This is a genomic window from Lascolabacillus massiliensis (genome assembly GCF_001282625.1).
Classification (GTDB): Bacteria; Bacteroidota; Bacteroidia; order Bacteroidales; family Dysgonomonadaceae; genus Proteiniphilum; species Proteiniphilum massiliensis.
This window is the reverse complement of record NZ_CTEJ01000001.1, coordinates 555,244-569,101: the sequence shown is the minus strand read 5'-3', so window position 1 is coordinate 569,101 and position 13,858 is coordinate 555,244. Positions and strand designations below refer to the sequence as shown.

8 protein-coding genes are annotated in these 13,858 nt (G+C 37.0%); 3 read left to right on the top strand and 5 right to left on the bottom strand.

Features of this window, described 5'->3' with window-relative positions; all coding sequences use genetic code 11:
- Positions 1-92 precede the first annotated feature (92 nt).
- The 5 genes from BN1354_RS02285 to BN1354_RS02265 all read right to left on the bottom strand — a co-directional run bounded on the left by BN1354_RS02285 (position 93) and on the right by BN1354_RS02265 (position 9,359).
- Complete coding sequence (locus tag BN1354_RS02285; RefSeq protein WP_053826120.1) at positions 93-1,862, bottom strand: RagB/SusD family nutrient uptake outer membrane protein; 1,770 nt, start codon at positions 1,860-1,862, stop codon at positions 93-95.
- A gap of 25 nt (positions 1,863-1,887) precedes the next feature.
- Entirely contained in the window at positions 1,888-4,962 is a 3,075-nt protein-coding gene (locus tag BN1354_RS02280; RefSeq protein WP_082331520.1) for a SusC/RagA family TonB-linked outer membrane protein, read from the bottom strand.
- Between the two features lie 185 nt (positions 4,963-5,147).
- On the bottom strand, positions 5,148-7,199 hold the full coding sequence (locus BN1354_RS02275; RefSeq protein ID WP_053826118.1) for a glycoside hydrolase family 36 protein: 2,052 nt from the start codon (positions 7,197-7,199) through the stop codon (positions 5,148-5,150).
- A gap of 66 nt (positions 7,200-7,265) precedes the next feature.
- Complete coding sequence (locus BN1354_RS02270; protein ID WP_053826117.1) at positions 7,266-8,219, bottom strand: carbohydrate kinase family protein; 954 nt, start codon at positions 8,217-8,219, stop codon at positions 7,266-7,268.
- A gap of 21 nt (positions 8,220-8,240) precedes the next feature.
- On the bottom strand, positions 8,241-9,359 hold the full coding sequence (locus BN1354_RS02265; protein WP_053826116.1) for an SIS domain-containing protein: 1,119 nt from the start codon (positions 9,357-9,359) through the stop codon (positions 8,241-8,243).
- Between the two features lie 267 nt (positions 9,360-9,626).
- On the opposite strand from BN1354_RS02265, the gene BN1354_RS02260 reads away from it, so the two are divergent.
- The 3 genes from BN1354_RS02260 (at position 9,627) to BN1354_RS02250 (ending at position 13,837) form a co-directional block, all read left to right on the top strand.
- Entirely contained in the window at positions 9,627-10,418 is a 792-nt protein-coding gene (locus BN1354_RS02260) for a DeoR/GlpR family DNA-binding transcription regulator (protein WP_045089884.1), read from the top strand.
- Positions 10,419-11,010: 592 nt separating this feature from the next.
- The gene (locus BN1354_RS02255; RefSeq protein WP_197271960.1) at positions 11,011-12,531 is read left to right on the top strand and encodes a glycoside hydrolase family 76 protein; all 1,521 of its coding nucleotides are present in this window, start codon (positions 11,011-11,013) and stop codon (positions 12,529-12,531) included.
- Between the two features lie 130 nt (positions 12,532-12,661).
- On the top strand, positions 12,662-13,837 hold the full coding sequence (locus tag BN1354_RS02250) for a glycoside hydrolase family 5 protein (RefSeq protein ID WP_053826114.1): 1,176 nt from the start codon (positions 12,662-12,664) through the stop codon (positions 13,835-13,837).
- The last annotated feature ends 21 nt before the right edge of the window (positions 13,838-13,858 follow it).

The following is a 13,858-nucleotide window of genomic DNA, read 5'->3' as shown; positions in this document are numbered from 1 at the left end:
TATTTATCTTAAAGCATTAAATTCCTTGGTGTCAGTAAAGAAAAGAGGGAGGTTTTAATTCCCTCTTTTTTCATAGACAGTTAGAATTAATACTATCTCTCATTTGGTAAAACGCCTGGGTTAATAAGCATTTCATCTCCTGATATCTGGTGTGGAATACGTGGATCGTCAGGTTGAATAACTTCCCATGGGTGAGTTCCACCATAACGACGGTCCATAGGTTTTTTATTTCTAAATAGATCTTTCCAGCGGAATCCTTCATAAGCTAGTTCAAGACGACGCTCATCAAGCACTACATCCAGAACTGAATTATATCCACGAGCGGTCATGTTTGACTGTGTCATAAGCTGATCGCCTGAAAGTCCTGCACGCATGCGTATTGCATTAACATCAGCTAAAGCAGCATCAGGATTATTTAATTTCGCATAGGCTTCAGCACGATTAAGTATAACTTCTGCCCAACGAATCATAGGGTAAGAGCATAACATAGGATTGCCATCCTGATATGACAGTTTAGTATTAAATATCTTCCTGTAACTCATACGATTATTTGTAGCAGGATTTACAGTCACATAAATCTTTTGATTATTGTGCATGAAGTAATATTTGGGATAGGTATTTACTATCTCCTCCTGAATATAGATTTTCGTATTAGTGTTTGAGAAGAAGTCATCATCAATGGGTTCATCCATTTTATCACTAAATATGATAAATTTACCATTCTCATCCTCATCCAGGTAGCGGTATTGTAAACCATAATACCAGCTGGCAGGGTTAGGTACAGGCCAGTTAGCCATCCATTTTGGAGCTTCTCCCTTATAAAGTACTGATGAAGGCAGAGGTTGGTACAGATGGAAATGATTCCAGCGAATATCATCTTCTGCATACCGTGTCATTAACTCATAGAATGGATCCGATGGGTAAATCTCACCCCATCCTGTACCACTTTCAGGGTCTGTAAGATACATTGATGCTACAGAACTTGTACCGGGACTCTCATTAGAGAGATATCCAATTACCCATAGAGATTCTTCTGAAGTTTGTGTTCTTGTAAAGTATGTTGCAAGATCAGGATCCAAAACATCCTGAGCTGATCTTCCGGCCAACATTTCATTTACAATATCAACAACCTCCTGATTTCTCTCCATGTTCAGATAAAGTCTTGACAGTAAACCCTGTGCTGAACCTTTCCAGGCAAAACTGGCATTTGTAGATCTGCGGTAACCATCCATAAGCTGGATAGCTTTCTTAAGGTCGCTCTCAATTTGTGCATACACTTCACCAATAGTAGCTCTGGTGATCTCTTCATCAGGTGATGTATTTTCAGTACGAAGTACTACAGCCGGATTATTTGCTCCGTGAGTATAAGGGCGTGCATAAATATCACAAAGATTCAGATATACCAGGGCACGAAGGAAGTAGTTCTCTCCAAGTATGTGGTCGTTGTATGCTGAGGTTCCTTCGGTTGCCACACCGATATTGGTATTTAAAATATTCAGTATAGAGTAAGATGCATACCAAAAGTAACGTGTAGTCTCTTCGGTTTGAGAATCTGTATATTCATAAGATTTCATGAAAGGGTCAGATGTAACACCGGCAATAAAAACATTATCACCTCTGAATTCATTCATCTGAAACCAATTTCTGGCATAAACACTTCTACTTGTAGAACCACCTGTTAAACCAGGACGGTTTTGTCTGAACCATCTATATGCACCAATGGTTGTTAATTCAATACCTGCAGGATCAGATGCAAGCTGAGCTGAGGTCATCGAATCCTGAGGGACCAAATCCATATCAACACAGGAATTCAGCGAAAAAACTGATATTACTGCTACTAATATTATTAATATTTTGTTCATAATATAAATCGTTATTTTTTATGTATTAAAACTTTAATTCAACACCAAGTGAAAAAGTACGGTTAACAGGATAAATCCAGTTTACACTTCCGGCTACACTATTAATACCACTTGATGACAAATTGGTTTCAGGGTCTGTTCCTGAGAATTTACTAAATGTCAACAGGTTGTCACCTGAGAAGAATAAACGTGCACTCTGTACACCTATTTCATTCAATACATTACCTGAGAAATTATATCCGAAATTCACATTACGCAAACGTAAAAAGCTTCCATCTTCAAGAAAGCGTGAAGAAGCACCTGCCGAATTCTTATTTCCTCCATAAACTGGTCTTGGGTGAGTAGCAATATCACCAGGTTTTTCCCATCTGCTCCAACCTAAACCATTATCAAGAGAAATCTGATTGTATTGAGCCTGACGTCCATCATTATCCATTGAGCTTCGAGTGCCGTTATAGATGGTGTTACCATATATGAAGAATATATTTGCTCCAAGAGAGAATCCTTTATAGGATACAGTATTCTGAAGACCACCTGAGAACTTTGGATTTGGAGATGATCCTAACCAATCAACTTTAGCTTTTGCATAATCATTGGTAACTCCACCATCTTCAGCAGTCCATAGCGGATCACCTGTTTCTGGATCAACACCACGCCACTCTTGCATGTACCAGCCATAAAGTTCTTTACCTTCTTCCATTCTCTGACGAGCAGCATCTGCCGACCCAACCATAATTGGTTTGCCAGGCTGTCCGGGCTCATCACTTGGAAGTTTCTCAACAGTATTTTTGTTGAATCCAATATTGAAAGATGTTGTCCATCTCCAGTCTTTCTTATTTATATTTACTGTGCTTAATTCAATTTCAATACCTTTATTGCTTACTTCACCAACATTACGTGTATAGCTGTAGAAACCAGTACTTGGAGCAACAGGTGCAGCAAATAGAAGATCCTTGTTAAGGTTTTTATAAACATCAACAGTTAAATCTAACCATTTGAAAAACTTCATGTCAATACCTGCAGTAGCCATGATTGCGGACTCCCACCCCAAATTAGGATTGGCAAGTCGTGATGGTTGTGCACCCGGTATACCAAGATAAGTTACATTTGAGAATGTGTATGCATCAAGATAGGTAAAGTTACCAATGTTGGAGTTACCTGTTAAACCATAACTACCACGTAACTTCAGGTATGTAAGTATATTATTACCTTTAAGGAAATCTTCATTTGAAGCTAACCAGCCTGCACTTGCTGCCGGGAAATAACCAACACGTTTTCCAGGAGCAAATTTGCTGCTCGCGTCTGCTCTGTAAGAAACAGAAGCCAGATATTTGTCTTTGTATGAATAGTTCATCTGTGCAAATGCTGACCAACCTGCACTTGGTGTGGAATACCCACCTGTGGCACGCATGGTATTTGCAGCACCTGCTGATACAAGCTCAATACCAACCGGCTGATTCTGTGAATAAGCACCAAAACTGTAACTACCGGGTGATTGACCAAATTCATAACCAGCAACACCTCCAATATGGTGAGCACCAAAACTGTGATTAACTCTCAGAAGTGTGGTATTTCCATATCCACCAAGTGGGAAAGTTGCTGAATCTTCTACATAGCTACCATCCTGTATACCGTTGTGGGTCTGACTTGCATCACGAGAGTCATAAAACTCCTTCTCCCAGCTTTGTGATCTGCCAAGACGAAGAGTATTACTTGCAGTTAACCAAGGAAGGATTTGCCAGTTGAGAACAAGGTCAAGATTCATACCTGTACCACCGCTTCTGTTATAGTTATACTGATAACCATGCCATGGGTTCTGGCGGTTTGCGTAGTACCAAGTCTGTTCTGCCGGAGGAGTTGCTGCAATATTCACAGGATTGCCATTTTCATCGAATGGATTATCCCATGGAATACCGCGATAAGCCATTTCACTAAAAGTGTAAGACCACAGGTTCTCGCTTTTGTTTTCACGCATATTCATTCTTACACTCATGTCAACAGTAGGAGCAAGCTGCAGGTCGAAGTTCATTCTAATGTTATTTCTTCTGTAGTGAGTTCCAGGCATAGTACCTTTCTGGTTAAAGTGATTCAGACTCACCATATAAGAAGTATTGGTAGTACCACCTCTTACTGATGCATGATATTCCTGTGCATTACCTTTCTTGAATGTACTGTTTAACCAGTCAAAGTTTCTTTCTCTCAAAGATTCCGGATAGTTTGCCTCAAAGTTAGGAATTCCCCATGAAGCCCAAAGATCATACAACTCAGCTCCATCCATTGGGCTAAATCTACCGAAAAGTGCTTCTGTAGTAGCAACATTAGCCCTTACAGTAACTTCAGCTTTCTGATTCTTTCGTCCCTGCTTTGTTGTTATAACTATAACCCCATTTGCACCATCAGCACCATATATAGCAGTAGAGCCAACGTCCTTCAAAACACTTACTGTTTCAACATCGTTAGGATCATAGGTTCCACCCGGAATACCGTCAACAACAATTAGCGGACTCTGTCCTGCTGTAATCGTACCTACCCCGCGAATTCGCATTTGAGCAGACGAACCCGGTTGTCCCGTAGAGTTGGTAATCATTAGACCGGCTACTTTACCTTGCAGCATAGATCCAAGGTCATGTGTAACATTATCTGTGATTTCACTACTCTCTAAGGTAACTACTGAACTTGTCAGCTGGCTTCTTCTAATGGTATTATAACCAACCACAACAAGTTCATCCATTAAGGTTGCCTCTTCCATCAAAACAATATTAATAGTAGTTCTGCCACCAACAACTTCCTCCAATGTTGTAAAACCTACATAAGAGAAAACCAATGTAGCATTCTCAGGAACGTTAGCAAGAGTATAATTTCCATCGAAATCAGTAACAGTTCCTGTTGACATGCCTTTAATTGCCACGGTAACACCAATCAAAGGTTCTCCTTGTGAATCAGTAACATTACCGTTTACCATACGTTGCTGCATAACCTCATTTACAAGGTTATCTGCTGCAACAACATTTGAAAATACAGATGTGATCAGTAACATTAGTATTACAGGCATCACATAGAATAAATGCTTTTGCAAAGCTTTTCTAAAACAGTCGTTCATAGTAATTCTTCATTTAATTGTTTATTATTCATACGTACTATCATTTATAATTTTATAAATAGTTTTCTTCTGTTAGAGATAGGTATCACCTGCCCGGGTAACTTTTCATTTTTGAAGCTCCTGGGTAAAAAGCAGTATAACACTCACTTAATCAGTGCTATATAGCGTAATTTATGTTTCTATTTTTAATATACTTCTATAAGGTAGTCTTTCTTAAATGCAGGTTTAATAATTGGATTAGAACCATTCACAGTATAAGTTCTTTGTTCATCATTAGCATATTCTACTACGGTATATTCTCTATCTTTTTCAAGACCTCTCAACTCAATTTCTCCATCCCACTCATCTGCATAAAATGCATAATACATTTTATCATCTTTTTTAACAACATGAGCTTCAGGTTTAAAGTAGCCTATATCATAAAGTCCACCCATATAAGTTCCGGTTGATAACATTTTCTCATCATATAATGAGAACCATTTCTTCCATATCACCTCTTTTTCTGGTGTCAACAGGTAGTCTTCTTTAACATTTGGGTTGTTCTTTGGATAGGTAAACTTTGTTCCAAGTACAGCACCAATACCGAAAGATGATGCAAAATCATCACCATTATCACTCAGCTCAACATGATCTCCGAAATAGGCAGTCTTTGGAATGATTGCTCTGTAAACCAAACCTTTGCTTCTAATCTGCCAGCTGCTTGTTGGGTCTGAAGACACAACCTGATTTGCATAAGGCATATTATAGAATGACATACAAGTACCACAAGGGCAGTTTTGAATTACTGCATTGGGTTTTATTGCCAACGCATCCTCATAAATCAACTTAAAGAAGTTAGGTAACTCTCTTACAGCCAATTCAGGGTCATGCGGGTGATTTGCCTGGCTATAATCGGGATTAACAGCATTTAGATGCTGGCCATCTAGTTTAAGTCCATCAAAATCATATTCCTTTATAAACCTGTTAACAAGTTTCCTTGTTTCATTAATTGTAGCCTCAGCAACAGGAGACATATAATAACTGTTCCACCAGGAAATATTGTATGGTTTACCATCTTTTGATAGCATCACTATTTCAGGGTGCTCTTCAAGAATTTTGGTTCCGGGATCAGCAGCAAGAGGTGCCCACCAAAGCTGCACTTTCAAGCCATCCTTTTTCATTTCTTTAACAAGATCAATCATCTCCTGATCTCCACCCGGGAATCTTTTAGGATCAAGATCCCAGTCGCCCTCGGCAATCTGAAAACCATCATCAACAGTTGCCCATTTAATTCCAAGCTCCTTCACTTTAGGCAAAGTGCCAAGAACCTCTTCAAAAGTAGCAGTGCGCTCATATCCCCATGAACACCACATAGATTCAAACGCATCAGGTTCCGATTCAGGCATTACAATCCCTGATTTCTGCATATATTCAGAAAATCTTCTCAATGGCAGAAAACAGTCTCCTTCGTACATTTGTACAAAACCCTCAATTGAAGAGATAGTTTCACCGGGCATTAGTGTTACATACTCATCCTCTTCATATGTTTTTGTCATTGAAATAATTGCATTGCCTGTTTCATTTCTATTATCAACCGGCAGCGATACAAGTTCAGGGTGCAGGGATACATGACCAATTGCAATACCCAGATCAGATCTCCAAAGAGCAGTAACCGGTATTCCACCTCCATAGTCGGAATTATTCATTCCCATAAAGTTACGCTGATAGAAATTTTCTACAACAGGTAATATCCAATCCCTTCGGCGAGATGTAGATTCGCCCTGAAACGACCAGTATGTGGGTGTATCACCTCCTCCTATAACCTCATATCTGTTGTTTTTGATCTCTTTTACAACTACAGGCGTATCTCCATCATTCACAAATGACACCTTTGTTATAAGCATATTAGGGAAATCTTCATATTTTGTAACCGACAGAATCTTTGTAAGTTTTCCTTCGGTATTTTTTCCCTGATACAGATAGTTTTCACCCTGACCTTTTTCATCGTTGATTTTTCTTTTCGATGATTTGATCAGCGTAAACTCTTTAATCTCTTCATCATTCCCTGTGATCAGTGCTTCAGTATAGCCAAAATCCACCAGTTGATTGGTTGATTCGTTCCAGGTTAACCGTGTCTGCATATCCTCACTGATTTCGAAAACCATATTCCCGTTTTCTACCATTGTAGGGGCATTTGAGCAGGAACATACAAGCAAGGCAGAGAGACCGGCTAGAAATATGTTTCTTACGAATTTCATAAATTGATAGTTTTTATTGATTTATATATTTATTAAAAATCACATCACTCTTGCCAGTGCTGCTTATTATAATATCAGACTCTTTTTGAATCTGTCAGCAGCTATCTTTTTCACAGCTTCTGCCGAAGTGAAAGCTCCTGTACCTCCAGCAGCAGTAGTGTTAACTGCCCCTGTAAGGTTTCCATTAACCTGAGCCTCTTCAACTGATGCTCCTTTGACAAATGCATGAATAAAACCAGCATTAAAACTGTCACCGGCCCCAATTGCATCAACTACATCGTTATTAAGAAAAGCATCTAGTTTTATATCTGCTTTACCTTTTTGGAGTAATATAGAACCATTCCTTCCACATTTCACTACACATACGTTTATATATGGTCTGATTTTTTCTATTCCCTCCTCTAATGTTTCAGATCCGGTAATAAACTTCAGTTCAGTTTCATTGGGCAGAAATACATTCAGGTATGGTAATACCTCTTTATAATCCATATCCCATTTCTCTTTTGGATCCCATTGTGGGTCAAAGGATGTAGTTACACTATTTTCACGAGCTGATTTAAGAATCTTAAGCAGATCTTTCTTTATACCTGACTGCAAAAACACAGATGAGAGATGAATATGTTTTGTGTTAGTAAAAACTGAATTATCAATATCATCATATGACATGTGATCCATTGCACCCTGATATGTCACATTTGCCCTATCTTCATTGTAATTCAGGCAGATAGTTGCACCCGATGCATACTTGGATGATTTTATCAGCATAGAGGTATCTACTCCCTTCTCTGTCAAACTAGCTTCAATAAGAGTACCGAACACATCTTTTCCTATCATGCCAACGAAACCTGTCTTAGATCCAAGGCATGCAACATTGGCTGCGAAAATAGCAGTTGAACTTCCTAGCGTCAGAAGCATATCCTCTGCAAAAATCTCTTTCCCTACAGTAGGTTCTCCCTGAATTCCGTTCAGTATTAAATCTACGTTAAGTTCTCCGATAGCTACTACATCATAATTTTTCATAACTGTCAAGCTTTTTTTTGTTTAATAAATGGTTACACCTTCAACAACACGTGCAATTTTTCCACTTGCCGATGGGCTATCAGGATCCAGTTTCAATTCAACATTTTTGAAAAGGCCCAGCAACTGACCAACAAGTACATATAAAATTACATCAAATTTTGTATTCTCGTATGTTTCAGGCACCATCTCCAGGTCATATTTCACTTCTGTTTGCTCTATTTTTCTTTCTGCTACGTAAATCTGACCTGCAGGTTTAATTTGTTGATTAATTTGTACAACCAGATCTATTTCATATTTAAGTGTCTTTTCATCATCTGCAAAAAGGTATATAATCAAAGTCTTTTCATTTAAAGCTGCTTTTGGTCCATGTCTGAAACCCAGGAACGAATCAAAAAGACATATTACTTTCCCATCGGTAAGTTCCTGAAGTTTAAGATGACACTCCTCAGCTATTCCTTTCTTTTCACCTGAGCCAAGAAAAACAGCTCTTTCAAAATCTATTGCAGCAATCTTTTGTATATCCTCAGAATACCTATTTAACATATATTCGGCCTTCTTACTTAATTTATCAACTCCGGCTCTGTTTTCTTCAACATTATTTAGATCAAATACCAACATTGCCATAAGAAGCATAGAAGAGAAACTGCTGGTCATAGCCAAACCCTTATCATTAGTTGCATCCGGAAGAATTAACGAAAGCACGTTGCTTTTAGGCTCTCTTTTTGCCAAAGCGCCCTCAGCATTACATGTAATGAATATGTGAGATATATTGTCACCGCAAATAGAGTCAGCAATATCAACAGCAGCTATACTTTCCGGACTGTTACCCGATCTAGCCAAAGAGACAAGAATATATTTTTTATTTTTAAGAAAAATAGTATCAGCGTGAGTAGTCAAATCGGTAGTAGCAACAGATTTATAGTTAGTAATACCATAACCTGCCATCAAATACTGTAAAATATTCCCTACGTAAGATGAAGTCCCTGCTCCCGTAAAAACTACAGTCACATCATTATTATAGTAGTTAGATAAAAAGTTTGATATTTCTTCTTTTCTTTCCGATATAATACTGTATGTTTGTCTCCACATCTCCGGCTGATGAAATATTTCACGGTATGTGTTACTATTTACAAATCCCATATTTACTTAATTTTTTTATTCTAAATGTTTAACTTTGTTACAAACATAACACAATCGAAACATCCGAAACTTTAATAATATATGTTTTATAACATGTTTTACATCACTTAAATACTATTATGTTCATTTTCATGCTTTTAACTTATTCATGGAAGAAGCTTTTCCGTTTCGAAACATTTCGAAATAAACTTTTGAATAAAATACCCTTTCGCTACATTTCGTTTATTCAATTAAAACACTACATTTGTAAGTGTAAAAAGTCATATTATGGAAAATTTCTCAACAAACGAAAGAAGAGCAGATATAATTCAATTAATTAACCAGCACAATCGCGTTACGGTTGAAGAACTTTGTAAAAGATACTCGCTATCTGAGGTAACAATCCGAAAGGATCTGGAAGTGCTTAAAAAACGCAATTTACTTTTCAGAGTACGTGGTGGTGCAATAAAAATACCAACTGCCAATATAGATGGAAATGACGTACACATTGAATCCAAAAGGCTTTTCCATCACAAACAAAAGAAAGCAATTGGCAAAATGGCTGCCACTCTTATAAACGAAAACGAGACAATAATAATAGACTCCGGCACTACAACCATGGAGATAGCCAAGAATCTACACAGGTTTCAAAAGTTGACAATAGTAACAAACGCTATAGATATAGCATTAGAGGTTTCGAAATATAATCGTTTTGATGTGATATTGCTTGGTGGATATCTCCGCGGATCCTCTTTATCCACTGTGGGGCCTCTTGCAGAGTCTGTTTTGAAAGTTATTTATTGTGATAAACTATTTCTGGGTGTTGACAGCTTCAATATTGAAGAGGGTATTTCTACACCTAATATAGAAGAAGCCAATATCAATCAAACTATGATAACAATGGCAAAAGAAACAATTGCCGTATTCGACTCCTCTAAATTCAACAAAAGAAGTTTCGCATTTATTTCTAAAGTTACAGACTTGAAAGCTGTAGTTACCGATGAAGATACACCCTCTCATTTAGTAGCAGATTTAAGAAATAAAAAAATTGAAGTCTATCTTACGCCTTACGACAGATAAAAAAACACATATCGAAACATTTCGAAACTACTGACGAAAGTGTTTTTTTACGCTTTTTTGGATATTCTCTATTATTATATATAAAAAAGTGCAAATGTAAACATTTTTACACTTTTTGTCCGTAACATCAGTCGTACTTAATATGAACTTTGGCCGTATCAAGTCTATATCCACTTCATATCCTCCTCATACTTTCTTCTTATCAACATCATAATTTATTGAGGATGCCTAAGACTTGGTATTTTTCAAATAAACATATATACTTTAGTAAGTATCATCTGCTGAAAATAATTAACTAAAGCTTTATTTGTATTAGGTTTAATAAATAATATACTTAATTTTACAGTCTGTTATATATCTATGAATTGGTATAAGGATATAAAAATTTCAATGCATTGTTTAATTAATTCTATAAACGTTTGTTCATATTTATAAAACATTAGTACTTAAAGGAGTTTTTATAGATCTTATTGATCCAATCTTACCTATATTTAAGGAAAAAGTTATCATCCCGAGAACAGGCGCTGCTTTACAATCTAAAGCAGGATGGTGATTTTGTTGAAATTAGATGGTCAATATTAAAAATATAATTATGAAAAAATATCTGGTACTTTTATTAATAGGTTTGATTTTATCGTTGCACAGCTTTTCTAAAGATTTTGAAAATTTGCATAGAGCTTTGGATATCACCAATAATACAATTTGGAAGTACACAAGTTATGAAGAATGGAAAAACAACAGGACAATAAACCCTCGTCCAAAATACAACATTTATACAGGTGAAACGGTGGGCAATAGCTACAACTGCTACGAATACACAAATATTATAGAGATGTTGATGACCGCAATGAAGAGTCTGCAAAAGGTTAAAGATATTCCTGGTGCTGATCCGGAATACCAGAAACTTTTTGATCATTACGAACAGCTTGTTTGGGATGCTTCTACAATTAACCTTGATTATTATAAAGGGTACGCAATAGTTACTTCTTCAACTCAGTCTGAGGTCAGATGGGAAAATATTATTGGTGTTCACAGACAGGAAAAGATTGATCCACAAAACCATAATGTAAGTGGACGTCTGAATGTGTATGATGATCAGATGTGGCTCATCAGATGTTTCCTTGAAATATATTCTATACTCGAAAAAGAAGCAGTGAGTCTTTCCGGGGATGCATTAGCTACAAATAAAGAGCGTAGAAAATGGTATCTTGATTATTCTGAATATCTTACAGCCTACTGTCTGGATGGTTGGGATCAAAGTAAGAAACCAAACGGTGAAGAATGGGGAGGAATTACCTGGGGACCTGGTTATACCAGCAAACATACATGTTCTAACAGTCCGCTTATTTCTCCATTGGTCTGGTTATCTGAAATATACAGTGAATCGCCGGATAAAATTGACTTTCTTGTTAGAGGTGATTATAATACTAACAGGGTTACTTCTGAATCAATGCTAAAGAGTGACTATTATATGATGTATGCTGAGAAGATATATGACTTCGTTAACAACACTTTTTTACGTGAAGACAATGTTTATGGTGATATGATTGGTTGCAAAACTACAGTTCCTGATTCAGGACCAAATAAAGGTTTAAGAACAACTATCTCAAATGGCAATCTTGACAGAACAGCATACTCTTACAACTCAGGCTCTACACTATCCGGAGTTGCAGATTTATATAGAGTTTCTGATGATCCAGAGAAAAAGAAAAAATACTACGAAGATTTAGTTGCATTAGCTGATGCATCTTTTAAATTTTTCACTGATTCGCAAATTAAAGATGACTATTACTCTTTTCCTCAAAACAAAACAGGTAAAGCGGAATTTGATGCCTGCCTGCTTCGTGCATGGGTAGAAATATATACCAACTCTATATATGATACATCTTACTATATAGACGCTTTCTCAAAGACTCTTAACTTTGCATATGACAACTATTATAAGGATGGATTTTTGCCAATGGATCATCTTGTAGGGTGGAAACCAAATATGATTGCAGAAGACAACTATGATAACAGGGATGATGTGAGGGTATCAGGACTTAGAACATTCAGCTATTCAGCACAGTTTTCGTGGATTTCTTTGGCTGATTATTCAAACATAAATAACTAACACTTTTTATGTTAATTTATTCAATTTAGAGATAAATTAATTACTTTTACTGGTGTTAAGTTATTTATTGACATTCAATCATTTTACATGTAAATTTGAAACAAATACTAAAAAGCTAATATCATACTACATGAAACGTCGCGCATTTTTAAAAACTACAGCAATTGGAACAGGTATGATTGCAATGGGAAGTCGCTCTGATATCTTCTCAATGCCGGGATTAACGCCTGCTAATCAAACTATAGGCAATAAACTTCCCCTATGGAGAGGATTTAATATTTTAGATTTTTTCACTGTTGACCGATATATCTCTGATAAAGAAAAATTCTTAGCTACTGAACAGGATTTTAAGTGGATGGCTGACTGGGGATTCGACTTTGTACGCATTCCTATTGCATATCCATGTTATCTTAATTATGATCCCGCAATAGGAAGAAATATCTATCCTGAAGAGACGGTTGATTTCAGAGAGGAGGCTATTGAGGCAATTGAAAAGGTTGTTTATGCTGCCAATAAGTATAATTTGCATGTAAGCCTGAATTTGCACCGTGCACCCGGTTTTTGCATAAATGCACATTTCCATGAACCATTTAACTTATGGTTAGATAATGAAGCACAGCAGGCATTTTATCAGCATTGGGATATGTGGGCTAAGCGATTCAAGAACATCTCGCCAAAACTGTTGAGTTTTGACTTGGTGAATGAACCCTGTTTTAAGGAGGATATGAATGATCAGTTTTCTCCTTCAACACCAATACCGGGTGAAATTTATCGAAAAATTGCCAAAGGATGTCTGGAAGTAATTCACAAGTATAATGCTGACAGATTGGTAATTGCTGATGGTAATCATGGTGGCAATCTTGTAATTCCTGAACTTATGGATCTCCCTATTGGACAGAGCTGCAGGGGCTATTTTCCTCATTATGTATCCCACTATCGCGCCAGTTGGGTATGGAAGAATCCGGATGATGCACCCAGGCCTGTATGGCCAGGTGTTATAAATGGTAAGAAGTTTAACAGACAGGTACTAGAAGAATTTTATCAACCATGGATAGATCTGGTTAACCAAGGCGTAGGAGTTCATTGTGGTGAGTGCGGCTGTTATAAAGAAACACCTCATGATATTTTTCTTGCCTGGTTTGGGGATCAGCTAGATATTCTTACTTCGCATAATATTGGTTGGGGTTTATGGAACTTCAGAGGTAGTTTTGGACTATTGGATTCAGAAAGAAAAGATGTAGACTATGAAGATTGGTATGGACATAAACTGGATAGAAAACTATTAAATATCCTTCAGCAGCATTGACAATTAAATCAAATAATACAA